Raw genomic sequence first — 25,767 nt, forward strand, 5'->3', positions numbered from 1 at the left:
GAAAGCGCATTGTTAGCTACTGGCCAAACAGCAGACATCTCTGGGATGTTTGGCATAGGTATTCCAACCTTTGCCTGTTCAGCAAATGCGCTCATGATTTTGTCTGCCTTGACCTCGCTACTTGTTAGCACCTTGTTCAAAACAGGTATTCTGTGACCAACTTTGAACAGTGTCAGAGCAGAGTTTTCAACAAGATACTTCATAAGTTTGAAAGCTGCATCTTTGTTTTTGGACTTTGCTGAAACGAATGCTGCCTGAACACCAACAAACGATGGTGTTGGTTTTCCATCATCTGTCTTTGGCAATGGTGCTACTGCAAATGGTACTTTTGCCTTTATAAAGTCCTGAACATCCCATGGACCGCTGATGTAAAATGCAATCTTCTGGTTCTGGAAGTTACCCTTTGCAATATCACCCTTGATGTCCTTTGGCATGAATTTATATGTCTGAACAAAATCTCTTATCAATGAAAGTCCTTTTATCGCACCATTTGTTGCAAGTCCGATATCGTTTGGATCAAGCGAACCACCCTTGTTCTTGAACACATATCCACCATTTTGAGCAATGAACGCAAAGCTGAAATAGAAGTTGTTAACATCGTACATAAACCCGTATTTCTTAGCCAATGTGATGAGCTGGCTCATTGTCTTTGGAGCCTCTTTTACTTTTGATGTATTATAGAAAAGCGCATATGTCTCCATAGCAATTGGAAGAGCATAGAGCTTCCCTTCAAATGAACATGCATCAAGCGCAGTTGATACAAAGTTTTTCTTGTCAATGAGATTTGCTGGAACTGCTTCTAAAAGCTTTGCTTTCCAGAAAGCACCAAGGTTATCATGTGGAATACCAAACATGATATCTGGACCTTTTCCGCTCATTGCAGCTGTCTGGAAGCTCTGGAACGAACCTTGGTCTGTGATGACTTTTACAGTGTATCCATTTTCTTTTCCCCACTTATCTGCAATTGGTTGCAAAGCTTTTACTTCATCCTGAGTAAGATGTGACCAGACAACAAGCTGTTTTTTGGATGTCGCAAATACTCCGCTCAGTGGTATCAGCGCCACAACCGCAAAAGTAATTATTAGCGCTACTGTCAAGATTCTTTTTAGATTTTTCATAATCAAAACAACCTCCCTTAAGTTTATTTAATATGCAAACGTTTGATAATAACATTATATATTTCTCTCTAAAAAAAGTCAAGAGAGAGAAAAAATTTTTGACTCCATCAATAAATTTAGTTTCTTTTTAATGCAATCATTATAACGTTTGAGCTTTTCCGCACGAGTCTCTTTCAACAATCTGATGTGGAACAATTATTCTTCTGTAAGTCTTTGCTGACTCACTTAAGTCCATCATCAACACTTCGGCAGCAAGCCTGCCAAGGTGAAAAATATTAATATCAACTGTTGTTAGAGGTGGTTGGCATATCTCACTAACAATGGAGTTATTGAAAGAAATCACTGAAAGTTCTTTCCCCACATTAAGATTTAAACTTTCAGCAACTTTGAAAATCTCAATCGCAATCAGATCGTCCATACACACTATGGCAGTTGGCTTATCCTCTTGACTTAAAATCTCATATGCATTTTCTCTGTAACTTTTTTTGTAATTGCTTGCAAATTTTATATAGGTATTTTTTGGTTGTATACCGTATTTCTCAAGAGCTTTTTTGTAGCCTGAAAACCTGTCGCTTGTTACTACCAAATCACTGGGTCCGCCCATGAAGGCAATTTTCCTATGCCCCAGCCTTATGAGGTACTCGGTGGCTTCAAATCCTGCTTTGATATTGTCGTTATCCACCCAGTTTACACTGTTTTCATAGCCAATTGGTCTTCCAATCACAACAAACTTAAAGTCAATGCTCTTTAGATACTCAATTGCTGGGTCCTTTTCCCTTGATGAAAGGAGCACAAACCCATCAACCTTTTTGCTCTCAACAAGTCTTTTCAAAAGCTCTTTTTCCTTTTCAGGATTTGAGATTGCAAGCAGGATATCATACTCAAAACTATTTACTAAATTACATATGCTCGTTATCACCTGGTCGAAAAAAGAATTTAAAAAAGCGTTCTCGGGCTCTCGCGGCACAAATACACCAACCGTGAAAGATTTTTTTACAACCAGCCCCTTTGCATTTGCATTAGGAACATAGCCAAGTTTTTTTATAGCCTCAAGAACCCGCTTGGTTGTCTCAGGACTGATTTTGCTACTGCCAGCAAGAACCCGCGAAACAGTTGATGGTGAAACATTGGCTTCTTTAGCTATTTCTTTTATTGTTGCCATCACCTATCAATCCTCGTGGGATTTTTGAATGTACATCTTCTCGTAGTACTCCTTTACCATCCTCTCTGCAGAAAACTTTTCAAGTGTAGATTCAATGCTATTTTGCATCATCTTTACCCATTTGTCTTTGTTTTTATAGTATGTTGGTATTACCTCGTTTTGCATGACATTAACTAAACTCTTAAGGTCGTGGCTATCTTGTTCTTTTTCGTCTTTTGACTCAAACCCATCGCCAATTTGCCAACCATTGATTCCATGTTGGCACGCCTCAGGCCACCATCCATCCAAGGTGGAAACGTTCAAAACACCGTTCATTGCAGCTTTCATCCCTGAGGTTCCGCACGCTTCTAAAGGTCTTCGCGGGTTGTTGAGCCAGATATCGCATCCGCGGGTTAGCATCTTACCAATTTCCATGTCATAGTCTTCCAAAAACACGACCTTGCCGGGATACTTTTTGGACATTGCAATGATGTTGTTGACAATCTCTTTGCCGGTGTCATCCAGCGGATGGCTTTTGCCTGCAAAGATTATTTGAAGATCGTTTTTGAACATCTTGTCAGCCGCTTCTTTGTCCCTAAAAATGAGGTCGCTTCGCTTATATGGAGCTGCCCTTCTTGCAAATCCAATTGTCAAAACATCTTCTCTTAATTTAACGCCCGTTCTTTTTTCAACAAAATCCAAAAGCTCACGTTTTATTTGAGTATGTGTCTGCCAAAGCTTTTCAGGATTGTGTCTTGATTCTAATATTCTTCTGTCTGCCCATGTTCCAACATGAACACCGTTTGTAATACCAATTATTTTGCTTCTTCTATCAACCTGAGCCCACATAGCATTCGCAGTTACTCTGTGCAGGTCAGACACAGCATTTGAAATGCGAGCAAGTCTTAGCGCTGCAACTGTCATGTTAAAAGGCGCACCGCCAATATAAACAAGCTGCTCTTCTGTAAGATTCAAGTTTGCACCCATATACATAAGAAGTTTTAAAGGATGTGTTTCATTTCCTGCTTCAACAGGTGTATGTGTTGTAAACACAATCTTTTCTCTTGCTTTAGATAGTGCCTGTTCAAATGAAAGACCTTTTTCTTCCATGTAATACCTTACAAGCTCAAGTCCAGCAAACACAGCATGTCCTTCATTGAAATGATACACATCAACCTTGATACCAAGCTCTTTTAAAGCCCTCACACCGCCAATACCCAAAACCATCTCTTGAGCAACTCTTTCTTCACCGAACCAGCCATAAAGCTGTCCTGTAATCCACCTGTCACTATTTTCAGGAAGGTCAGTGTCAAGAAGGTAAAGGTCACTATTTCCAAAATTGTCAACTTTCCACACCTTGCAGTACACATCTCTGTTTCTAATTCTTACCTTAACCTTAACACCTGTGTCTTTTAAAAAGTTGTACCTATAGATTGGAAAAGCATCAATCACACCATATTCTTCTGTCACAATCTGCTTGTTATACCCTTGCTTCCACAGAATTCCAACACCTACAACAGGGTATCCTAAATCCTTTGCAGCTTTTAAATAGTCACCTGCAAGTATTCCAAGCCCACCTGCGTAGATTTTGAAGTTAGAATCAAGACCAAACTCCATGCTAAAATACGCGACTGTAGGAAGTTTTTTCATTCTATCTAATCCTCCTTCTAAAAAAGAATTTTTATAATTTTTATGGTCAATTTAAACCTCAAATTAACCCTTGATAGCACCTGCTGCAAGACCGCTTTGAATCTGTTTTTGTAGTGCCATGTATATAATCACAATTGGCAGTGATGCTAGTATTGATGCTGCTGAAAACATAGGCCAGTTAGCTGAAAACTGGTTGTTTATAAAGTTTCTAAGTCCAATTGGGACTGTTGCATTTTCAGGTGACTGTAAAACTAAGCTTGAAAGCAAAAACTCGTTGAACACACCGTTAAAACTCCAGATAAACATCACAGCAAGCATTGGTGCAGTAAGTGGTAGAATAATCTTTCTGAAAATCAGAAAATGTCCTGCACCGTCAATTATTGCCGCCTCATCAATCTCGTATGGTATCTGGTCCATGTTTCCTTTCAAAAGCCAGATGTTAAACGCAGAACCACCTGCCAGTACCAGAATGAGTGCGAAAAGATTGTCAAGAAGATTGAACTTTGCTAAAAGCCCATATATCGCAGGCATTGCCATAAATGTTGGAAACATCTGCAGAATTAAAAGTGTTTTGAGTCCGTTTTTCCTTCCAACAAAGTTTATCCTTGAAAATGCATATGCTGCGGGAGCTGTCATGAAAATCTGCAAGAATGCAACTCCAAAACACACAATCAAGCTATTTTTGACCCACATCACAAAGTCAGGCAGTGTCTGAGAAGGACTGCTCTTTTTCCTAAAAAGCTCTATATAGTTCTCAAACGTAATCTCTTTTGGGAAAAACGACGACTGGAAGAACGCCCCACCTTTTGATAGCGACGCAACTATGATAAACCATGTAGGAAGTAGCGACAGTATTATCGCAACCCAAATAATCACTCTTGATATCCACAGAACAATAGCATCCTGCTTTGTCATATACTCTCTTCCAACCATTATCTTTCACCACCCTCAAATGCTCTTGTCAGTTTCATGTTGATAAGCGAAATTGTTCCCACAATGAAGAAGATTATGATTGACATCGCAGAGGCAAGGTCGTACCTGTAAAACTGCATTGTAAGCTTGTATGTTGTTGAGACAAGAAGGTCTGTGTGCCCTGCAAACTGAGTGTCAAGCCTTGCAGGTCCGCCGCCTGTCACAAGGTATACAACGTTGAAGTTGTTGAAAGCATATGCAAACGATGAAATCAAAATTGGAAGCGCTGTTGGTACAATCATAGGTATTGTAATTTTAAATAGCTTTGTAAACCAGCCAGCTCCGTCTATCTCAGCAACCTCGTAAAGCTCTGGTGGAATTGACTGAAGAGCACCAAGTGACGCATTCATCATAAACGGGTATGAAAGCCACAGATTAACAATAAATATACTTATCTTTGCCCAAAACGGGTCTGTCATCCAAGGCAATGGATTAAGGTGAATTGTTTTTAAAAGCATGTTTATAGCTCCGTACTCTTCATTCAATAGTCCCTGCCATGCCAAAGAAGCAATTGTTCCTGGGATGGCCCATGGGATTATTAATATTGACCTGTAAATATTTGTCTCTTTCATAAATTTGTTGTTAAGAAGCACAGCAAGCAAAAGCCCCACTGCAAAATTGATAAGAACTGTAACAAGTGCAAATGTAAATGTCCATGCAAATGTTGGCGCAAATACCTCTTTGAAAGGTCCTGTTATGATATCAACAAAGTTCTTAAATCCTACAAATTTGTAGTCTTCCATGTGGTTGAGATTAAAATTTGTAAATGCATAATAAACTGTCATAGCAATAGGGAAGAAAGATAGCACTGCCATGGATATCAAAGCTGGCGCAAGATATACATAACCTATTGGCTCGCGCTTTTTCATAATTTTTTTCCTCCTTTGAAATAGAATGTGCAATCGTTTGCTCTTGAGAATATTATACAATCCTCTTTCTTGCGTGTCAACATTTTTTAGTCTTTTCTATAAGAGTTTATTTAACAATTACAATTTCAAAGCTCTCGGGATTTAGTTCAAGTTCAATATAGCATGAATGGTTTTTAATTTTCTGCTGCGTGCTGAAAAATTCAATTTCTCTGTCAACAATAAACTCTGACCACAGCTTTACTTTTTGCAAAGCTTTGCGTGGATTAAAAAGAATGTACACAGCTTCACTTTCACTTTTTCTTTCAAAGCAAAGCACATCACCAATCGAAAACTCTTTAACATAGTCACTGTTTAAAGCCGAAGATGTTTTTTTGAGATCTATCAATCTTCTGTAAAGCTTAAAAATCTCCTTGTCCTGCTTTTCTTCTTCCCATATCATCCCCCTTCTGCAGTCGGGGTCATGTCCGCCTTCCATTCCAATCTCATCACCATAGTAAATCATAGGAATTCCCTGATAGGTAAGGTTGTACACTGCAGCAAGCATTGCAAGTTTTTTGTTTCCATGTCTTGTTAAAACCCTTTCTGTGTCGTGGCTGCCAATGAGGTTCAGCTGGCACGAAAAAAGTATAGGATTAAATTTTAGCCTGTAATCTGCCAAAATCCTTGATGCATCCTCTGCATTATATTTACCCATCAAATACCTTGCAAAAACCTCCCACGAAAAGTAGTTCATCACCCCATCAAACATGTCTCCCATAAGGAAATTTTCGCTCCTGTGCATTACCTCACCAATTAAAAGAATGTCTTTTTTTATGGCTTTTAGCTCATTTCTTATCCTTCTTATAAAGTTTTTGTCAAGCTCGTTTGCAACATCAAACCTAAAGCCGTCAACGTCAAACTCCAAAAGCCAATACTTTAAAACTTCTAAAAAGAAGTCCTGGACATCTTTGTTTGAAGTATTTATTCTTGGCATGCTCCTCACATTTGTTGCAAAGGTCTCATAGTTTCCTTTTTGGATATCCACAGGTAAAGACCTTATATTATACCAGCTATAATACTTTGAATTTTCTCCATTTTTTATAACATCCTGAAAAGCAAAAAATCCAACGCCTGTGTGGTTAAAAACCATGTCAAGTATTATCCTGATGCCATTTTCGTGAAGACTGTCAACAAGTTCTTTGAACTCCTCTTTTGTACCTAAAATCGGGTCAACGTCAAAGTAGTCATCTACATTGTAGCGGTGGCTAGAGGTTGATTTAAAAATTGGTGTAAGATAAATGGCATTTATTCCAAGAGTTTTAAAATACTCTATTTTTTCTTTTATGCCTGCAAAATCACCACCAAGAAAAACTTCAGAGCCTGGTACATCCCAGCTGCAGTAATCCCAATCAAATAATTTTTTGCTGTGCACTTCTTTTTTGCCTCTTTTGAACCTGTCTGGGAAAATCTCGTAGACAACCAAACCTTCTGCAAAAGACGGCTTTTCAAAAATATCTGCCTCATTCGCATAAGGAAACTGGAAAGAATCAAAATACAGGTTTTCTTCAGTATCTACAAGTCCAAACTGGTTAAATATTTTAAAACTTCCATCCAAAAGCTCAATCAAAAACTTGTACGCAAATCTTGGCGTTTTGTTTTGCACATGCGCTGTATACACTTCAAAACTTCCAACGTTCATGTAAAAATCCATCTTCACTTTCTGAACATCCAAATCATACCTGTCTGAGAATATCAAACTGACACTTCTTGCAAATCCTTTTTGCACCCAAAGTTTTACATAAAACCTATCTTTGCTCATAGCAAAAATGTCATGAACTTGATTGTGGATAACCTGCAAATTTTGCACTCTCCTTCGGAAATATTTTTTGAAATACAACATTGAAATTTATTTTATCACTTTTCTATCTATAATGCAAATGTTTGCATAAATTTGTTTTGTAGGCACTTATAAAGTTTTCAAAATGTCAAATTTGGGTATTTTCAAATCAACCAAATAATTGTAAAATAAAATAGAACAAAAAATCAAAACAATACAATATTACGACAATACACTTTAAAAGAAAGGTGGAAAAAATGCAGGATATAAGAAGTATCAAATCACAGATATGCAGAATTGGAAGAATCATGTACGAAAGAGGATATATTAGCGGACCTGATGGAAACATCTCTGTAAGGGTGGACCGGGATAAGATCATCACAACACCGTCGGGTGTGTCGAAAGGTTTTTTGAGTGAAGATATGCTTGTTCTAATTGATATGGAAGGCAAAATTCTTGAAAAGACAAATTACAAGCCATCATCTGAGATAAAGATGCACCTTAAAGTCTATCAAGAAAGAGAAGATGTTAATGCATGTGTTCATGCACACTCACCTTATGCAACCACATTTGCAGTCTTAAGAAAGCCTCTTGACAAACCAATTTTAGCAGAGTCAGTCTTCATCTTTGGCGGGTATATTCCTGTTGCGCCGTTTGCAACACCTTCAACAGTTGAGGTACCAGAGTCAATAGCACCTTTTATAAAAAACTACGATGCTGTGCTTCTTTCAAACCATGGCGTTTTGACATACGACAAGGACTTTGAGATGGCATTTTACAAGCTTGAGATTGTTGAGTTCTGGGCAAAGATTTTATTTCTATCAAGTCAGATAGGCACACCGCAGGTTCTGAGCGCTGAGGAAATTCAAAAGGTTTTGGATTTGAGAAAGGAGACCAAAAATGCTTGATTTAGAAAAACTCAAAAACCCAGATAATTTTTACAGGTGCGCACCTTTCTGGAGTTGGAATGACAATTTAAAAGAGGAAGAGCTTTTGCGCCAGATAACTGAAATGCACCAAAAAGGTTATGGCGGTTTTTTCATGCACTCAAGGGTTGGGCTTGTGACAGAGTATCTGTCTGAAGAGTGGCTAAATCTTGTCAAAAAATGTATAGAGCATGCAAAAAAGCTAAACATGCTTGCATGGCTTTATGATGAGGACAAGTGGCCGTCTGGTTTTGCTGGGGGTGCTGTGGCTTTTAAAAATCCTTCATATAGGCACAAGTTTTTAGTACTTTTGAAAGAGGACCAGGTTGAACACGACGATGAGCTGCTCTCAAGCTTTGTCCACAGAAACACAAAGTACATTGTTGCAAAGCGCACAATGAAGCTTGGCGACAAGTGGTTCAATGGAAGCTGCTATGTCGACCTTCTTTCAAAAGAGGCAACTTTGGAGTTTATAAACCTCACACATGAGAGATACAAAAGCTATTGCCAAGACTATTTTGGTGATGCAATGCCGGGAATATTCACCGATGAGCCAACATATTTAAGGGTACACTACAAAGATATTGCTACATTGCCATGGACAGAAAAGCTTCCAGAAAGGTTTTTGCAGAAAAAAGGATATGACATAAAAGAGCACTTTGAAGAGCTCTTCTTCAATGTGGGTAATTACCACAAGGTCAGGTTTGACTTTTTTGATATTGCCCTTGAAATGTTCATAGAAAACTTTACCATTCCTTATGCAAAGTGGTGCGAAGAAAATGGTATTATGATGACAGGACACTACATGGCAGAAGATACAATGCGCGGCCAGATTGAATGGATAGGCGCTGCAATGCCCCACTATGAGTACATGCAGCTTCCTGGAGTTGACAAGCTTGCAAGACATTTAGAGCAGGTAGTTACAATGAAACAGGTGTCATCGGTTGCAGAGCAGCTTGGCAAAAAAGGGGTACTGTGCGAAACCTTTGGAACAACAGGTCAGCATGTAAGTTTTCTTCACAGAAAATGGATATCAGACTGGCAGGCAGTGCTTGGTATAACATACATAAACCCACATCTTAGCCTGTATTCCATGAGAGGTGAGAGAAAAAGAGACTATCCACCAAACCTTTTTTACCAGCAGCCATGGTGGGAAGATGAAAAGTTCTTTGCAGACTATCTTGCAAGAATTTCGTACATAGCAGGGCTCGGCAAAAGAGATGTTGATGTGCTTGTTCTCCACCCCATATCATCTGCCTGGGCAGAGTATTCTAAGTTTGATGACAGCGTGGACAAGCTGGATATTCTGCTTGACAAAACGGTAAAAGAGCTTATAGCAAACAAGATTGACTTTCACTTTGGCGATGAGATAATCCTATCAAAGTATGCACAAGTTGAAAATTGCAAAATTAAAGTTGGCAGTTATAGCTACAAAGTAGTTGTCCTGCCGCCTCTTACAAACTTGAGAAAGACAACACTTAAGCTTTTGCAAAACTTTGTAAATACCGGTGGCAAGATAGTTGCACTTAAAGATTTCATGTTTTCAAGATTTGAACTTTGCATGATAGACGGCAGCAAGTGTGACATTCCTTTAAAAGAAAAATTCAAAAATGCTTCAGATTTAAACGAACTTGTGAACATCTTAAAAGAAGAGGTTTCAAACTATATTGAAGTGATTGACAAAAAGACAGGTCAAAACGCTAAAAAAATCATATTTCAGAACAGAAAGCTAAATGATGGAAACAGAATAATATTTTTGGCAAACACAGGCCTTCAAAGAGAAGCAGAAATCACAATAAAAATTCTTACTGACAAAAATGTTTTTGTCGCAGACCTTGTAGATTTTGGTGTGTTCAAGATTCCAACATTAAGAAGGGAAAATGGTTGTGCTGTGATTGATGCAACAATGTATCCTGCATCAAGTTTGTGTCTTTTGGTATCTAGCAAAGAGCTTTCGCAAAACACAAAAAATGTCATTTCGGGCGTTGTATTTGACAATAGTTTTGAATACAAAACAGGCAGTTGTGAGTTTGACATAGCGCTTAAAAACTACAATACATTGATACTTGATAGAATAAAATATGAGGTTGATGGCAAGGTAATTTTTGAAGATTGTTATTGTGCCCAGGTTTGGCACAAGCATTTTTATAATCTCCCGGAAGGAACACCTTTCAAAGCCACGTACCATTTTGAGCTTGAAAAAGTGCCGTCAAAGCTTTTTGTGGCAATAGAGTGTGCAGAGAATCTTGACATGATTCTTGTAAATAATCAGCCTGTCAAATTTGAAAGAAAAAGCGAAAGTTTTTCGCCCGACCAAAACTTTTTGGATGTGAACATTGGCAAGATTGATATTACATCTTTTGTCAAAGAAGGCAAAAATGAAATAGTACTCAGTGGCAGAAAGTCAAACAACATCACAGCACCTGGCTGCCATGAGAGGGTAAAAGACCCAAAAAACCACAGACCAACTGAGGTAGAAGCCATTTATCTTGTAGGAAGCTTTTCTCTTATTTGCGTTGATGAGACAAGGTTTATTTTAACCGAGCCTAAAAAACCATGTCATTTTGATATAACAAAAGACGGGTATCCTTTTTATGTCGGGTCGGTAAGCTTAAAAAGCTCTTTTGAGATTACAAAAGAAAGTTCAAAAAGAGTTTATATAAAGCTCAATAGCGTCAGCGCAGCAGTTGCCAAAGTTTTTGTAAACGGCAAGAAAACATGCACCCTTTTTTCCCAGCCGTTTTTGGCTGACATAACAGAGTATGTAAATGACGGTAAAAATGAGCTTGAGATAGTTTTAACAAACACACTTTTTAACCTCATAGAAGCAAACCACAAAGCAGACGTGTTTGATGAGCTGTACAGACGTCCCCAGAGCTTTATTGACTTTGAAAATTTCACATCACGATATATGATCTTGCCATTTGGCCTTGGAAGTTATAGTATATTAACATCCAATGTTTAAAAAGGGGGCCGACTTAAAAATGGAGATCTTAAACGAGATATCACAGCTCATTCAAAAAGGAAACGCAAAACTTGTACCTGAAAAGGTAAAAGAAGCTTTATCTTCTGGAATCTCTGCTGAGACAATCTTGAATGATGCACTTATCCAGGCAATGTCGGTTGTGGGTGAGAAGTTCAAAAACAATGAGATTTACGTGCCAGAGGTGTTGATTGCAGCACGTGCAATGAAAGCTGCGCTGGAAGTACTAAAACCAATCCTGACAGAGACAGGTGTAAAGCCAATCGGTAAGGTTGTGATTGGCACTGTAAAAGGCGATTTGCACGATATTGGCAAAAACTTAGTTGCTATGATGATGACAGGTGCAGGGCTTGAGGTAATCGACCTTGGAGTGGATGTTGCGCCCGAGAAGTTCTGTGAAGCTGTAAAAAACCACAACCCACAGATTGTTGCAATGTCAGCACTGCTTACAACAACCATGCCAAACATGAAAACAACAATTGAAAAGCTACAAGAGCAAGGTTTGCGCGATAAGGTAAAGGTAATAGTTGGTGGTGCACCTGTGACAGAGAGCTTTGCAAAGAGCATCGGAGCTGATGGGTATGCACCTGATGCGGCATCTGCTGCAGAGCTTGCAAAAAAGTTTGTCAAGGGTGCTGCATGAAAATTTAAAATATTAATCAAAATAACCACAGGCAGTCTTGCCTGTGGCTTTTCATTTTTTATATGCTTATTCTCACAATCATGGCTGCGATGAATAAAATCAGAAAATCTACAGCTATTGCCACCGGTATCAGATACCTTGTCTTTTTTACATTGGTTGCTGCAAGGTATGTGGTGATGACGTAAAAGAGAGTCTCTGTCGATGCGCATATTATAGAAGAATATATGCCTACCTTAGAGTCAACACCGTACTTTTCGAAGATGTCTTTTAGCACAACAAAACTGCTACTGCCAGAAAACGGTTTTATGATAATAAGACCAAGCGCTTCTTTGTATATTCCAAAAAAGCTCAATACGGGAGACAAGAGCTTTTGCAGGATATCCAGAACCCCTGTCTTTGTGAAAAGCTCAACAGCCACAATCAGTGCAAAAACGTTTGGGAATATCTTTATTGAAATTCTAAGTCCATCTTTCACACCTTCTACAAAGCTTTTGAAGACATCTATCTTTTTTGCGGCTGCAAACAGGATTATTACAAGTAAAAAAGAGACTATCAGAAAATCTGAGATATTTTTCATTGCTTCCACACCTTCGATAAGACCTTACACATTATAATTCCCACAAAAAGACTTGCCATTGAAACAAAAAGTGTGGGAAAGCTGACTACTGCTGGAGCTGATGATGAAAACTTGGTTCGTAAAATTATCACAGTTGTTGGAATTAGCTGAATTGAACAGGTGTTTATCAGCACAAACAAAATCATGTCGTCAGAGGCTGTAGAATTTTTGGCTTCTTTTGAAAGCTCTTGCATGGCAAGTATACCTGCCGGTGTTGCAGCATTACCAAGCCCGAGCATGTTAGCAACAACATTTAAAAGCATAAAATTCAGCGCTCTTTCGTTTTTTGTTTTAAATAAAGCTTCAAAAATGGGTTTTAAGAGCTTTTTTAAAATCTCAACAAGGTTGCTATCCTGCACAACTCTCAAAAATCCTGACCAGAGCATTATTGAAAGCAAAATGGTCAAGAAAATATCAGCTGCTTTTTGAGGTGCCGAAAACAGAATTTCTGTAATTTTTTCTACATTCCCAAAAAGAAGCTGGTACAAAATAGAAGATACAATTGCACCAAGCCAGAATGCGTTCATTTTTTGAGCCTCTTTAGAGTTTTTGTCACTATATAATTTATACTTAAGCTTGCTTGAGAATATAACAAAAAAGCACTCTGCCAAAGAATACAAAAAGCACTTTTAGCAGAGTGCAAACTTTTAAAAAGCAAATCCTCATTAAAATTTACAATTTACAAACACAAAACCTCCCTTAATAGCTCCATATCAAGAAGAGGTGTTCGAGGCGCTGTGCTCTCAACATCAACAAACCTTCCCTCTTGGGCAGAAAGATAGATTGCCCACAGAGTTTCCAGCACATGATAAGAAAGCCTGCCCGATGCCCTAAGAGGTGTTGAGAGCTTTATTGAAAGTGCCATGTCAAGTATCCCAAGCCCGCGCAGGTTGTCGTAATTGAACGGATTGATGGTCGGCATCTTTGTAAATTCCTTATCATCGTGTCTTTTTAAATATACTCTACCATGGTCAAAAAAGTTTGGATCTGGAACAATTAACGTACCTTCTGTCCCATAAATCTCTATCCCGCGCAGGTTTGTATCCGGCACATCATACGACACAGTAACATTTCCTATAACACCTGTGTCAAAAAGAAGGTTTGCAGTCACATATGTTGGCATTTCAACCTCAATCTTTTCTCCTCTGTGAGGCTCAGAAGTTATAAGCCTTTCTTTGTATGTTACCATGCCCATACCAGATACTTTTTTGACAGATCCAAGTAAAAACGCAAGAGCTGTTAAACAATAAGGCCCGACGTCAAAAAGCGGTCCTAAGTATTTTTTGAAAATAAAATGTGGGTTTGGATGCCACTTTTCAGGTCCACCGTAGAGAATAAAACAGTTTGCAGCAAAGGGTCTTCCTATCCATCCATCTTCAATGAGCTTTTTTGCTGTCTGAATGTTCGCACCAAGAAATGTATCAGGTGCACATCCAACTTTAAGGTTTTTCTTTTCTGCAAGCTCCAGAATTTCCTTTGCTTCCTTAAGCGTTGAGCAAAGAGGCTTTTCGCTGTAAAGGTGCTTTCCACTTTCCAAAACCCTTTTGTTGATTTCATAGTGGTGCTGAGGCGGGGTGAGGTTAACAATTATATCCACATCAAGATCATACACTTTGTCAGGTTCTACCACCTGCAGCACAGAAAACTCTGAGGCTATGCTCCTTGCTTTATCCAAGTCTACATCTGCGCACGCAACAACGTCAAATATCCCAAACCTTTTGAGATTTTTAAGGTAAACTGGCGCAATGTTACCACAGCCAAGCACTGCAACTTTTACTTTTTCCATTTTTCTTGCCTCCTGCAGTTTTTAAAAGTTAAAGCAAAATTCATTATAGCATATTTTGATCTAAACAATTTAGCTTTTGTTTATTGACAAATTAATTTCATTGCTACAATATTATTTTGTATATAAATATTTCTACACCAAAATTTTTGAACAGCTAAAAATAATTGAAAAGTCATAAAACTTGAGAAGGTTGGTGAATGGAGCAATGAAAAGGTCATCAAAAGGTATTGTAATCACCATTTTAGTGGTTGCACTGATTGCCCTGAGCGTATATGGTATATCTCAGAGGAACCAGCAGATGCTAAACGCGGTTGAGGTGAAAACTGCAAAAGTTGAAAAAGGAGATATTGTATGGCTATTCTCAACAAATGGTGATGTTGAATCAAAATCAAAACAAGATTATTTCATCCTCACCCCCACAAAGGTGCTAAAAGTATTTGTGGATGTGGGAGATAAAGTGAAAAAGGGTGACAAGCTTTTAGAGCTTGAGACTCAGGATCTATCAATTCAATACAAAATTGCGCAAAAACAGCTTGAAATGGCAAAACTTCAATTAGAATCTCTGAAAAAATTAAAAGAAAGATGGTCAAGTCAAAACCAAAGCTCTTTGCAAAATAGCACAGCACCTATTCAGAGTTATTCTCTGAACACTTTAACATCATCGCAGATGCAAGTGGCATCTCCTGGTTATAGCCTTGATGATCAGATAAAACTTCAGGAAAAACAGGTTGAAATTGCTCAGCTAAATCTTCAAAGTATAAAACAAAACATGGACAAACAGCAGCGATATGTCAAAGCACAGATAAATGGAGTTGTGACAGCTATAAACGCACGGGAAGGAAACGTTTTTAGCTCTGTGCAGCTTCCTGCAGTTACAGTTGAAGACCCTGAAAACCTGCAGATTGTTCTTAATGTCAATCAATATGATGCTATAAATATTTCTGAGGGGCAAAAGGCTTTAATAAGATTTGGTGAAAAAACTTTTGATGGAGCTGTCAAGATGGTCAGTCCCGCTGCAACAAAGGTAATTACTCAAACAGGAGCTGAGAACGTTGTAAAGGTGTATGTGGATATTCTAAACAATGATGGCACGATAAAACCAGGTTTTAACGTTGATGTGGATATAAAGCTTGGCGAAAAGAAAAATGTTTTAAAAGTCCCTTCAGAAGCCATTTTAACAGACAAAAAGGGGCAAAGCTTTGTCTACATTGTGGAAAATGGTGTTGCAAAGCAAAGAAAGGTAGAAGTTGGTCTTTCCTCTGATTTAGAAACCGAAATTAAAAGCGGTGTTGCTGTTGGTGAAAAAGTAATTTTAAATCCCAACAGCTCAATCCAAAACGGTACAAAAGTTAAAGAAAAAGGTGGAAGCTAAGTATGATTGAATTAAAGGATATAAAAAAGGTGTACAGTCTTGGGAAGGTGGAACTTGAAGTACTCAAAGGAATTTCTCTTAAAGTAGAAAAAGGAGAATATGTTGCAATTGTAGGTCCTTCTGGTTCTGGCAAATCAACGTTAATGAACATCATCGGGCTTCTTGACAAGCCCACTTCAGGAAGTTATCTTCTGGATGGTCTTGAGGTGTCAACATTGAACGACATGCAGCTTGCATCGCTTAGAAACAAAAATATAGGTTTTGTTTTTCAATCATTCAACCTGCTTAGTAAACTCAATGCCCTTGAAAACGTTGAACTTCCAATGATATACGCAAAAATTCCTCCCAAGGAAAGAAGACAAAGGGCTCTTTCTGCTTTAGAGCGTGTTGGTCTTTCAGACAGAATTTATCACAGACCAAATGAGCTCTCAGGTGGTCAGCAGCAAAGAGTTGCCATTGCACGTGCAATTGTTATGAATCCTTCTTTCTTGCTTGCCGATGAGCCAACTGGAAACTTAGATACTGCATCCAGTATTGAAATAATGAAGATATTCCATGAACTGAACAAAGCCGGTACAACCATAATAATGGTAACCCATGAACAGGACATTGCAAACCATGCAAAGAGAATCATCAGAATCAGAGATGGTATGATAATTGATGATGCCCCGGTAAAAAACAGGATAACATACTAAAAAGAATTATCAAGGTGATGGGAGCATGTATATGAGAGAGCTTATCAAAGTAGCAATAAAGAGCATTTTTTCAAATAAGCTGAGGACATTTTTGACCATGTTGGGAATTATAATCGGTATCGCTTCTGTGATAACAATTGTATCTCTGGGTGAAGGTGGTAAGACAGCCATTTTGGGCGAATTTGAAAAAATAGGCGTGAATATTTTCTCTGTCAGACCACGAACAGATGTGGAGATAACCGAAAGTGACAGACTCACTGTCAAAGATGTTGAGATGATACGAAAGAGAGTTTCATCTGTAAAGTATGCTGCTCCAGTTGCCCAAAAGTTTGGACTTGTCAAGTCTGGAAAAAGAACCAAAAAAGCTATTTTTATCGCAACAGACTTTGACTACGGTAATGTCTCAAACTTGAAAATTATATACGGAAGATTTTTGAACGAAAGAGATATCCTGCTTGGTCGAAATGTTGTTTTGATTGATAGAGAGTCGGCAAAAGAGCTATTTGGATACGAAGACTGTGTTGGTCAGACCATAAAGGTGGGGTCTTCCACATCCTTTGATACCGCAAAGATAATTGGTGTGATAGACAGCGGCAGCTACAGGGTTTTGGGCGGAGCTGCAGCTGATCAGTTTCCTGTTATTGCTGCAATGCCAATAACCTACGCACAAAAGATATTTGATGATGTGACCATCTCACAGATTTACGTAATGACTTACAATTCAGACCAGCTTGATGAGGCAACATCTCAGGTAGTGAGACTTTTAGAGTTGAGACATCACAACAAAGACAAGTATAAAACAGAAAACTTTGTAAATTTCATGGAGCAATTTGAAAGAATACTTGGTATTTTTACAACTGTAATGAGTGCAATCGCAGCAATATCTCTGGTGGTTGGCGGAATTGGAGTTATGAACATAATGCTTGTTGCTGTGACAGAACGAACGAGGGAGATAGGAATCAGAAAAGCAATCGGTGCAACACAAAGAGACATCCTGGTACAGTTTTTAATTGAGGCACTTTTGATATCTCTTATAGGCGGCAGTATAGGTACACTTTTGGGCTATCTTCTCGCAAATTTGGTAGGCCCATTTATTCAAATTACCCCTGTTGTGTCGCTGAAGACAATTTTAATAGCTTTTGCGTTCTCGTCGGCTGTTGGAATCTTCTTTGGGATTTACCCTGCAAAAAGAGCAGCACAGCTCGATCCAATCGTTGCTCTGCGGTATGAGTGAAAAACAAATGTTACCCCTTTAAGCTATAAAAATATAGCTTTTTTCAGCTTAAAGGGGTTTTCTAACTAGATGATTTTGTATTTTCTAACTTCGTTCTAAAATGAATATATCCATCCTCTATAAATGTCTCAAGTTTTATATCCAAAATCTTGCAGAGTTCTTTCATGATAGACAGCCCCAGCCCAAAACCTTTCCTGCTTGATTTGTATCTTTCAAATAGAAAAATGAGTTCCTCTTCTTTGAGGTCTGTCTTGTTGTAGATATCCACATACTCCCTCTCAGCTTCGATATATACTTTTTTATCCTTTGTATTTTCAATTGCATTTTGCAGAAGGTTGTTTATTATTCTTCTAAATGAATTTAAGTCAGTCTTTATCTTTGGGGAATTTAAGCTTTTGATAATAATCTCAATATCTTCAATCTCAGCAAGCTTTTTGAGCTGCTCGCATGATTGCTTGATTACTAAATTAACATCAACTTCTTCTATCTTTTTCTCAATTATTCCCGCTGAAATCTTTGAAAGCTCAACCATATTGGAAATCAAGTTTTGCATATAATTACACTGTTTTTCAATTCCATCCATATTCTGTTTAATTTTTTCTTTATCATTATTATCCAAATATTTTGTGCTCTCACAATAGCCTTTTATAACAGCAATTGGTGTTTTTAAATCATGAACAAAATTAGCAACAAATTCTCGCCTTACCCTCTCAAGAAACCTCAATGAATTTTTAAGGCTATTGATGGACCTTGCAAGGTCTCCAACTTCATCTGTTGAGTTGTCTTTAAGTTCAAAGTCCTCGCCTTTAGCAATCTTTTGCGTAGCAACTGAAATTTTTATTATACGCTTTGAAATATGTCGTGAGATCAAGAGCGATACTAAAAGTCCGATTAAAATAAAAATAATGCTAATTTTAATTAAATTTTTTGATATTATATTCAATGCATATCCATAATATGGTTTTGTAGTTATTGCAATAGAAGTAAAATCCACTCTTTTCAACACGTATGCAATATATTCAACTTTAAGATGTGGATGAGAAAATTAATAAACTCCATTTGGGGTAAATACTGGTAAAATCATGTGATAGGGAAGATCTGATCCACCTTCCTCAAAAACAATGGTATTTCCTTGTAAAATTAGTATTTTCATTGCTGACAAATCGCATTCCAATTTGTTTTCAAGCGCATCTTGGGAAAGTTTTTTTAAATCATCAATAATTATATCCTCTAAAAAATACTTAAGGTAAAGCATATTTGAGATGTATATACTCAAAACCAAAAAACTATTATTCCTATAAAGTTTAAAGCTATTTTAGTAAAAAGTTTCATCTTACTCTTACATCCTCTCTCTCAAGAAAAAGCGTTCAAACCTTCTTTGTATTTTTCAAGCTTAGGAATAGGATACATGCTAATTGATATTCCACTTATTCAAAAATTTATTCTATACCTGGGTCATCCAGTACTTGCTTTTAATTATGTACTTGCTGGGCTTTTGATTGGCAGCGGAATGCCGTTCCCAAGAGGTATAAAGATATTAAGCGAAAATAAAAAGAAAAGCAAAACAATTCCTGTGATGTGGGGACTCAACGGTGCAATGTCAGTTGTGGGTTCAGTTTTATCAATTATGCTTTCCATGGAATTTGGATTTACTATTGCTATACTTGTAGGAGCTCTTTTATATGGGCTTATAAGCTTGCTGAGTAGAAATTTAGTAATTGCTAAATAAAAAATCAAAATTAAAAGGAGAGATGAAGATGAAAGATCCTTTATTGTTACTGCTTGCAATGAGTGGCTGCTTATTGGTACATCTTTTCACGCACAAAGCAATGATGGGAAGCGGATGCCACGGCCATGACCACCCCCACAGCAATGAAACCCAAAAAGCATCTGACTTCAAAGATCATCAGTTCCATCACCATCACCACAGTGAAGAATTAGTTGCACTTTATAAACATAAAAGTAAAGAGAACAAGTAGAGGGATTTATCCCTTTTTTTGTGATTTATCGCATCAAATAGGACAATATAGACAAAAAAGTTCATATGGTATATAATAATGCAAACGATATTATTTGAAAAAGGTGAATATTTCAATGAAGAGAATCTTAAGATACATACTTATATTTGCTATCGTTTTCGTAATTGGACTTAGTCCATTTTTGGCAGGTTTTTCTAATTCTCAAAGCCCAATTCAAACTAAAAAAGACGGTTTGATTTTCTATGAAGTTTTTGTCAGGTCATTTTATGATAGTAATGGTGATGGCATAGGGGACATAAATGGTTTGGCTGAAAAACTTCCATATATCAAATCCTTGGGTGTAAATGCCATCTGGCTTATGCCAATATTTGAATCTCCAAGCTATCACGGATATGATGTGACTAACTATTACAAAGTCAATCCCGACTATGGTACAAATGAGGATTTTGTCAACTTCATAAAAAAGGCTCACAAGATGGGTATCAAAGTAATTATAGATATGATGATAAATCACACAAGCAGCAAACACCCTTGGTTTATCGAAGCATCAAGTAATAAAAATAGCAAGTACAGAAACTATTATATCTGGGCAATACCAAACACAAACCTCAATGAACCATCAGACCTTGGCACAAAACAATGGTATAAAAAGGGTGATAGTTACTACAACGCTATATTTTGGTCTGAGATGCCAGACCTCAATTTCGACAATAAAGCTGTGAGAGAAGAGATGAAGAAAATTGCCAAGTTCTGGTTAGAAAAAGGAGTAGATGGATTTAGGCTTGATGCCGCAAAGCATATTTACCCCTCAAGCAGAGAAAAAGATACTCTTGCGTGGTGGGAAGAATATGCAAAATTCTGTCGAAGCAATAAACTAAAATCATATCTTTAATAGAATCTCAGAGGCGGGCAACTTCTTCAGAATGGTCTGCCTTTAAGTTTTTTTTAAAAATTTTTTTAAAATGCTACTTTATAAATTTTTTATCATCTGTTTAACAAAACTAATTTTAGATTTATATGCTCACAATAATTTAACGAAAAATAATTTCAAAACATAGTGCTAAGCTTTCTTCAAACAATATCAGAGAATTTTGATATGTGGTATAATCAAAATTGGAATCTGAAAGCTACAAATAGCAACAGAAGGAGCGAGCATTTAATGATATATATCGTCACTGCTTTCCATGCAGAAGCAAAGGCTCTGATAGAATATTTTGACCTGAAAAAATTATATGTACCTTCAAAATTTCAGATTTTTTCTGGCAATGATATTCTTCTTATAGAAAGCAAGGAAGGAATTATAAAGAGCAGTATTGCAACAACATTTGTCTTGACAAAGTTTGGAGCAGGTAGCAAAGATATGGCTCTGAACATTGGGATTTGCGGAGCTGTGGAAAATACCTTTTCAAAAGGCGATGTTATTCTTTGCAACAAAATAATAAATCACCACTCAAAAAAGGCATTCTACCCGGATATTTTAATTTCGCATAGCATGAAAGAGGCAACACTCGAAAGCTTTATGCACCCTGTGAAAAAAGATAGCTTGCCAGTTGAAATCGAGGGAGATATAGTTGATATGGAGGGTGCAGGATTTTTTGAGGCATCTTCTATCTTTTTGCCCCTTCATAATATACACTGCATCAAGATAGTTTATGACTTTTTGGACTTTGAAAAGATAAATCCTTCTGAGATTGAAAATCTGATAAAGCAAAGTATTCCTCATATAGAAAATTTGATAAATTCCCTCTTAAAATTAAATTTTGAATCTTGCAACAATACCCCTGAAATTAATAATATACCTCTGATTGTAAATAAACTAAAACACAGTTTACATCTTACAGCTTATATGACCAACGAGCTTGAAGGTTTGTTAAAAGATTATATAATAAGGCATAAAAAACTACCTAATTCTATTTTTGAATTTTTTGAAGTTCAAATAAACTCAAAAAAGGAGGGCAAAAATTACTTTGACAAGCTCAAAAAAATCCTTCTTAGCTAAGCATTTTTCTCATGTTTATATTGAAAAAGCCGTTCTTTCTCATCCTGTTACAATAAAAATTTTAGAGAAACTGCAAAGGTCTAAAATAGTTAAAATAGATAATTATAAAGAGGTTTTCTGCAGATCAGGTCAAAATTATTTTCTTCAGGAAAAGAGCAAAAAATTAATTCTTGCAAAAAAATCAGGAGAGTTCCTCTATCCTGGCCCCCAGATTTGCCATAAATTTGGATACGACAACTTCTTTTATACAAGCAACATTTTGAACTGTATTTACAGCTGTGAATATTGTTTTTTGAAAGGAATGTACTCCTCTGCAAATATAGTAATATTTGTGAACATCGAAGACTACTTCAAAGAGATTGATGCTGTTTTGAAAAATAAGCCGCTGTATCTTTCTGTATCATACGAAACAGACCTTTTAGCACTTGAAAATATTGTCCCATTTTCTTCTGCTTGGATTGAATACGCAACTTCAAAGCAAAATTTGACAATTGAAATTAGAACAAAAAGTACCAACTTCCAAACTATAGAAAACTTAAAACCTAAAGATAACGTAATTTTGGCATGGACACTATCTCCTGAAGAAATTATAGAAAAGTTTGAAAATGGCACACCTTCTTTATATTCACGGATTTCTGCAATTAAAAAAGCTACAGAAAAAGGCTGGAATGTGAGGCTTTGTTTTGACCCAATTTTATACATTCCCGACTGGAAATCAATTTATGAAAAGTTCTTAAGACAGGTTTTTGAAGAGTTGAACCCTGATAAGATTGTAGATATTTCAGTTGGTTTGTTTAGAATTCCAAAAGACTATCTTAAGAGTATGAAAAAAGTTTTTGCAAACGAAATTACCTCTTTTCCTTATGAAGAATCACAAAATATCTGCACTTACCCTAAAAAGTTAAAAGAAGAAATGATAAATACAATACTTTTAATACTTGGCAATTTTATTTTTTCTTCAAAGATTTTTGTGATTTAATCGTAAAAAACAAAATATAATCAACTATTCTCGAGACCAATTATTAATGTACCCAAAACACTAACAATTTACAGTTCAAAAAAAATCAAAAACCTGTTTCTAAATCTTCTTTTAAATTCTAAAATGCTGCCTTTATTTTGTGTAACTATGTCTATCTATAGCAAAATCAAAACAAAAATGGTATAATAGTTTTTTCACTATCCCCTTCTTACCTTATTATTCCCTTGAAAACAAACGGCGCACCCAGGAGGATTTACCCTGACCTTTAGAACCATAGTTTAAGGAGATATTATTTTACAAACATTAACAAGATACAAATATCTTGATACATCTTAATTACAAGACTCTGATAATTTATTCCAGCTCAATAAAATATACATTTTTTTTATTTCGGTAGCTGTAGAAAAATTTTGGTTGCTGGTTGTTTGTCTTGTATGATTGCTTATCTTTCTTTCTCTTAAACTTCGGCATCCTAAAATGTTTCGGGTTTTTGAAATAGTCTTTGAATGCCTTTTCCTGCTGAAGTTAAACATTTGCAAGTGCAATACTATCCACTTCTCTCAAGAAAGGATATTCTTTTTTATACCTTGCTGGAGTTATTCTGGGAACTTTTTTACCCTGTCTCAGTGCTTCTAACTTTTCTTCTAACATCTTGTTCCATACAAATCTACAACAGCCAAAAGTCTTTTTAAAAAATTCTTCTTGCGCTTTATTATATATTCGATACTCATATGCTTTTAGCATTTTCTTTTCTCACATTGACTGAATATTTATCAATCGCAAATCATCTCCATCTTATAGATGCTGGAGACTTCTTGCGAAAAGCCCGTTAAAGTGGGTGATACGCAATATTAAATACTATCGACATATATCATCAACACGTGTTAAAATGATTTTGTGAGGTGTATTAGTTACAATTCCATTTCATAATAAATCCTTAAACCAACAATATTCTATAGCATTCTCAAGCAAGCAGGATTAAAATAAGTAAAACAAGGGAGAAAAACAATGAAAGATAAGTATATTTTCCCAGCCATATTTGAATCTGCAGAAAAGGAAGGCTATGTCGTTACATTTCCAGATTTACCCAGTTGTATAACAGAAGGCAAAAATCTTAAAGAAGCTTTATACATGGCAAAAGAAGCTTTAGAGCTGCATATTTATGGTTTAGAAGAAGATGGTGAAAAAATCCCTGAAGCTACACCACCAGAAAAATTGAATGTCCCAAAAGGTGCTTTTATAGTTTTAATCATAGCATATATGCCACCTGTCAGGGAAATGATGGCTAAAAAAAGCGTAAATTAAATATTGACGCTGGCAAGATGGTCAAGCAGGGCAGCTGAAGAAGTACATATTAATTTTCTGCAGATTTTGCAATAAATTGGGAAAAACTTGGGATTAAATGACAAAATTCATAATATATTTTGTAATTTCTTTATGTTCGATTATTTTTTTAAAAGTATAGCGATTATAATAAATTTGTTTTAGAACTGTTAAATTAAAACAACTCAACAAGGAAGGTGATTCTGATGGAAGTCAGAACACCTAAAATATACACCTATGTAGACTATCTTCAGCTGCATCAAGACACAAGGGTAGAGCTGATTGATGGTGTTATTTATGATATGAGCCCTGCACTTTCAAGAAAACATCAGAAAATAGTGGTGGAGTTTACAACAGCAATAAATAACTATCTTAAAGTAAGTAAAAAGCCTTGTGAAATATACACAGCTCCATTTGATGTAGTCCTAACAGAGGAAGGACAGGATGAAAAGCAAGCAACAAACGTTGTTCAGCCTGATATCTCAATCATATGCGATAAGAAAAAGCTAACCGAAAAAGGCTGTGTTGGAGTTCCTGAGATGATAATTGAGGTTGTGTCAGAATATAATCCATTTCACGACTATATAAGAAAGCTAAACCTGTATAATCAGTATAAAGTTAAAGAGTATTGGATTGTCAATCCGAACAACCAAACAATTTTGGTATATAGACTTAAAGATAATGAAGACTACCTGCCACCAGAAGTTTACACCTTCAATGACAAGGTTAATGTTGGTATTTTTGAAGACCTTATAATAGACTTTGCTCAAATCAAAGAGGTGTTATAATATACCAGTAAAGACCAAAAAGAAATGGAATAATAAAGGCAGGATATACAGAACAAAGTTAAATCATCTGTTAGAGCAAGCAAACATAAAGGGTAACCACTCCTAAGATAGTGGAGTAGTTACCCTAATTTTTTACAGTTTCTCGGGTAGCTGTAGGGTAGCTGTAGAAAATGAGTTTGTAATATTATTCCACACATCAAACCCCTTAAAAACAAATGGCGCGCCCAGGAGGATTCGAACCCCCGACCTACGGATTAGAAGTCCGTTGCTCTATCCAGCTGAGCTATGGGCGCATTTAAATGGTGCGCCATTAGGGACTCGAACCCCAGACCCGCTGATTAAGAGTCAGCTGCTCTACCAACTGAGCTAATGGCGCACCTGTTATACTTTTTTATTAAATTAAATGGAGCTGGCGATGGGACTCGAACCCGCAACCTGCCGATTACAAGTCGGCTGCTCTACCGATTGAGCTACGCCAGCACCATTTTTAATCTTAGTGGTGGAGGGGGTTGGATTCGAACCAACGAAGCCTGCGGCAACAGATTTACAGTCTGCCCCCTTTGACCACTTGGGTACCCCTCCATGTTTAACTTCCAGACAACTTCAAATCCGACGCTTCTGTATTTTAGCACACACTGCTCTTCTTTGTCAATACCTATTTTCTTCTCATGGTCGGGGTGAGAGGACTTGAACCTCCGGCCCCATGGTCCCAAACCACGTGCTCTACCAAGCTGAGCTACACCCCGCCATCAGCATTTATATGATAACATCATTTTTTGTTTTCGTCAAGAGGTTGTAATGAGGAATTTTTTAACTTCCTTATATTATAGCAAACATGGTATAATTCAATAATGTCTACAATATAAATCAAAATAATA

23 protein-coding genes, 5 tRNA genes and 2 pseudogenes (1 of these 30 running past the window's edge) are annotated in these 25,767 nt (G+C 36.9%); 13 read left to right on the forward strand and 17 right to left on the reverse strand.

Annotation, left to right across the window (positions count from 1 at the left end; all coding sequences use genetic code 11):
• From ATHE_RS12990 to ATHE_RS13015, 6 genes are all read right to left on the reverse strand, one after another.
• On the reverse strand, positions 1-1,118 hold the 5' portion of the coding sequence (locus tag ATHE_RS12990; RefSeq protein WP_015908887.1) for a sugar ABC transporter substrate-binding protein. It extends 88 nt beyond the left edge of the window; only the first 1,118 of its 1,206 coding nucleotides appear in the window; its start codon is at positions 1,116-1,118; the stop codon falls past the left edge of the window.
• Positions 1,119-1,257: 139 nt separating this feature from the next.
• The gene (locus ATHE_RS12995; RefSeq protein ID WP_015908888.1) at positions 1,258-2,280 is read right to left on the reverse strand and encodes a LacI family DNA-binding transcriptional regulator; all 1,023 of its coding nucleotides are present in this window, start codon (positions 2,278-2,280) and stop codon (positions 1,258-1,260) included.
• Between the two features lie 6 nt (positions 2,281-2,286).
• Positions 2,287-3,909 (reverse strand): alpha-glucan family phosphorylase, encoded by a 1,623-nt coding sequence (glgP, locus tag ATHE_RS13000; RefSeq protein WP_015908889.1) that lies wholly within the window; start codon positions 3,907-3,909, stop codon positions 2,287-2,289.
• 63 nt (positions 3,910-3,972) lie between these two features.
• The gene (locus tag ATHE_RS13005; protein WP_015908890.1) at positions 3,973-4,842 is read right to left on the reverse strand and encodes a sugar ABC transporter permease; all 870 of its coding nucleotides are present in this window, start codon (positions 4,840-4,842) and stop codon (positions 3,973-3,975) included.
• Complete coding sequence (locus tag ATHE_RS13010; protein ID WP_015908891.1) at positions 4,842-5,750, reverse strand: carbohydrate ABC transporter permease; 909 nt, start codon at positions 5,748-5,750, stop codon at positions 4,842-4,844. Before ATHE_RS13010 ends, ATHE_RS13005 begins: the two co-directional genes overlap by 1 nt.
• Positions 5,751-5,856: 106 nt before the next feature.
• On the reverse strand, positions 5,857-7,587 hold the full coding sequence (locus tag ATHE_RS13015) for a glycoside hydrolase family 13 protein (protein WP_015908892.1): 1,731 nt from the start codon (positions 7,585-7,587) through the stop codon (positions 5,857-5,859).
• Positions 7,588-7,823: 236 nt separating this feature from the next.
• On the opposite strand from ATHE_RS13015, the gene ATHE_RS13020 reads away from it, so the two are divergent.
• From ATHE_RS13020 to ATHE_RS13030, 3 genes are read left to right on the forward strand one after another with little or no spacing between them, the layout of a single operon-like run.
• The gene (locus ATHE_RS13020; protein ID WP_015908893.1) at positions 7,824-8,474 is read left to right on the forward strand and encodes a class II aldolase/adducin family protein; all 651 of its coding nucleotides are present in this window, start codon (positions 7,824-7,826) and stop codon (positions 8,472-8,474) included.
• On the forward strand, positions 8,467-11,457 hold the full coding sequence (locus ATHE_RS13025; RefSeq protein ID WP_015908894.1) for an alpha-L-rhamnosidase: 2,991 nt from the start codon (positions 8,467-8,469) through the stop codon (positions 11,455-11,457). The genes ATHE_RS13020 and ATHE_RS13025 overlap by 8 nt, the downstream gene beginning before the upstream one ends.
• Before the next feature lie 19 nt (positions 11,458-11,476).
• Positions 11,477-12,118, forward strand: a complete 642-nt coding sequence (locus ATHE_RS13030) for a cobalamin B12-binding domain-containing protein (RefSeq protein WP_015908895.1) — start codon at positions 11,477-11,479, stop codon at positions 12,116-12,118.
• A gap of 58 nt (positions 12,119-12,176) precedes the next feature.
• On the opposite strand, the gene ATHE_RS13035 is transcribed toward ATHE_RS13030, so the two are convergent.
• The 3 genes from ATHE_RS13035 to ATHE_RS13045 all read right to left on the reverse strand — a co-directional run bounded on the left by ATHE_RS13035 (position 12,177) and on the right by ATHE_RS13045 (position 14,520).
• Positions 12,177-12,695 (reverse strand): nucleoside recognition domain-containing protein, encoded by a 519-nt coding sequence (locus ATHE_RS13035; protein WP_015908896.1) that lies wholly within the window; start codon positions 12,693-12,695, stop codon positions 12,177-12,179.
• Positions 12,692-13,261, reverse strand: coding sequence for a nucleoside recognition domain-containing protein (locus ATHE_RS13040; RefSeq protein WP_015908897.1), 570 nt, complete (start codon positions 13,259-13,261; stop codon positions 12,692-12,694). Before ATHE_RS13040 ends, ATHE_RS13035 begins: the two co-directional genes overlap by 4 nt.
• Positions 13,262-13,413: 152 nt before the next feature.
• The gene (locus ATHE_RS13045) at positions 13,414-14,520 is read right to left on the reverse strand and encodes a Gfo/Idh/MocA family protein (protein WP_015908898.1); all 1,107 of its coding nucleotides are present in this window, start codon (positions 14,518-14,520) and stop codon (positions 13,414-13,416) included.
• Positions 14,521-14,725: 205 nt separating this feature from the next.
• Between ATHE_RS13045 and ATHE_RS13050 the strand changes: the two genes are divergently transcribed.
• The 3 genes from ATHE_RS13050 to ATHE_RS13060 are packed head-to-tail and all read left to right on the forward strand — an operon-like array spanning position 14,726 to position 17,821.
• The gene (locus tag ATHE_RS13050; RefSeq protein WP_015908899.1) at positions 14,726-15,892 is read left to right on the forward strand and encodes an efflux RND transporter periplasmic adaptor subunit; all 1,167 of its coding nucleotides are present in this window, start codon (positions 14,726-14,728) and stop codon (positions 15,890-15,892) included.
• Between the two features lie 2 nt (positions 15,893-15,894).
• Positions 15,895-16,587 carry an ABC transporter ATP-binding protein gene (locus ATHE_RS13055; RefSeq protein WP_013429342.1) on the forward strand — a complete coding sequence of 231 codons (693 nt, stop codon included), beginning with the start codon at positions 15,895-15,897 and terminating at the stop codon, positions 16,585-16,587.
• A gap of 25 nt (positions 16,588-16,612) precedes the next feature.
• Positions 16,613-17,821 (forward strand): ABC transporter permease, encoded by a 1,209-nt coding sequence (locus ATHE_RS13060; protein ID WP_041727242.1) that lies wholly within the window; start codon positions 16,613-16,615, stop codon positions 17,819-17,821.
• Between the two features lie 61 nt (positions 17,822-17,882).
• Here ATHE_RS13060 and ATHE_RS13065 read toward each other — a convergent pair whose 3' ends face one another.
• Both ATHE_RS13065 and ATHE_RS15080 read right to left on the reverse strand, forming a co-directional pair.
• Entirely contained in the window at positions 17,883-18,827 is a 945-nt protein-coding gene (locus ATHE_RS13065; RefSeq protein ID WP_015908901.1) for a sensor histidine kinase, read from the reverse strand.
• A gap of 39 nt (positions 18,828-18,866) precedes the next feature.
• Positions 18,867-19,103: a hypothetical protein gene (locus ATHE_RS15080; protein WP_015908902.1), complete on the reverse strand. Its 237-nt coding sequence runs from the start codon at positions 19,101-19,103 to the stop codon at positions 18,867-18,869.
• A gap of 126 nt (positions 19,104-19,229) precedes the next feature.
• Here ATHE_RS15080 and ATHE_RS14400 point away from each other — a divergent pair, with 126 nt between their 5' ends.
• The 5 genes from ATHE_RS14400 (at position 19,230) to ATHE_RS13085 (ending at position 22,778) form a co-directional block, all read left to right on the forward strand.
• Positions 19,230-19,550: a hypothetical protein gene (locus ATHE_RS14400; RefSeq protein ID WP_015908903.1), complete on the forward strand. Its 321-nt coding sequence runs from the start codon at positions 19,230-19,232 to the stop codon at positions 19,548-19,550.
• 28 nt (positions 19,551-19,578) lie between these two features.
• Positions 19,579-19,800 (forward strand): hypothetical protein, encoded by a 222-nt coding sequence (locus ATHE_RS13070; RefSeq protein ID WP_015908904.1) that lies wholly within the window; start codon positions 19,579-19,581, stop codon positions 19,798-19,800.
• A gap of 115 nt (positions 19,801-19,915) precedes the next feature.
• The gene (locus ATHE_RS13075; RefSeq protein WP_015908905.1) at positions 19,916-20,692 is read left to right on the forward strand and encodes an alpha-amylase family glycosyl hydrolase; all 777 of its coding nucleotides are present in this window, start codon (positions 19,916-19,918) and stop codon (positions 20,690-20,692) included.
• A gap of 267 nt (positions 20,693-20,959) precedes the next feature.
• The gene (locus ATHE_RS13080; RefSeq protein WP_015908906.1) at positions 20,960-21,799 is read left to right on the forward strand and encodes a 5'-methylthioadenosine/S-adenosylhomocysteine nucleosidase family protein; all 840 of its coding nucleotides are present in this window, start codon (positions 20,960-20,962) and stop codon (positions 21,797-21,799) included.
• Positions 21,768-22,778 carry an SPL family radical SAM protein gene (locus tag ATHE_RS13085; protein WP_015908907.1) on the forward strand — a complete coding sequence of 337 codons (1,011 nt, stop codon included), beginning with the start codon at positions 21,768-21,770 and terminating at the stop codon, positions 22,776-22,778. The genes ATHE_RS13080 and ATHE_RS13085 overlap by 32 nt, the downstream gene beginning before the upstream one ends.
• A gap of 408 nt (positions 22,779-23,186) precedes the next feature.
• On the opposite strand, the pseudogene ATHE_RS13090 reads toward ATHE_RS13085, so the two are convergent.
• Positions 23,187-23,522 (reverse strand): annotated as a pseudogene (locus tag ATHE_RS13090) (helix-turn-helix domain-containing protein); the annotation flags it as partial.
• Between the two features lie 264 nt (positions 23,523-23,786).
• On the opposite strand from ATHE_RS13090, the pseudogene ATHE_RS13095 reads away from it, so the two are divergent.
• Positions 23,787-24,158: pseudogene (locus ATHE_RS13095) on the forward strand (type II toxin-antitoxin system HicB family antitoxin).
• Between the two features lie 149 nt (positions 24,159-24,307).
• Positions 24,308-24,889 carry a Uma2 family endonuclease gene (locus ATHE_RS13100; protein ID WP_015908910.1) on the forward strand — a complete coding sequence of 194 codons (582 nt, stop codon included), beginning with the start codon at positions 24,308-24,310 and terminating at the stop codon, positions 24,887-24,889.
• Between the two features lie 216 nt (positions 24,890-25,105).
• Here the strand turns inward: ATHE_RS13100 and ATHE_RS13105 are convergent.
• From ATHE_RS13105 to ATHE_RS13125, 5 genes are all read right to left on the reverse strand, one after another.
• A tRNA-Arg gene (locus ATHE_RS13105) sits at positions 25,106-25,182 on the reverse strand.
• Between the two features lie 7 nt (positions 25,183-25,189).
• Positions 25,190-25,265, reverse strand: a tRNA-Lys gene (locus ATHE_RS13110).
• A gap of 28 nt (positions 25,266-25,293) precedes the next feature.
• A tRNA-Thr gene (locus ATHE_RS13115) sits at positions 25,294-25,369 on the reverse strand.
• A 17-nt stretch (positions 25,370-25,386) separates the two neighbouring features.
• Positions 25,387-25,471, reverse strand: a tRNA-Tyr gene (locus ATHE_RS13120).
• A gap of 87 nt (positions 25,472-25,558) precedes the next feature.
• A tRNA-Pro gene (locus tag ATHE_RS13125) sits at positions 25,559-25,635 on the reverse strand.
• Positions 25,636-25,767 lie beyond the last annotated feature (132 nt).

The sequence above is a fragment of the Caldicellulosiruptor bescii DSM 6725 genome, assembly GCF_000022325.1.
Classification (GTDB): domain Bacteria; phylum Bacillota; class Thermoanaerobacteria; order Caldicellulosiruptorales; family Caldicellulosiruptoraceae; genus Caldicellulosiruptor; species Caldicellulosiruptor bescii.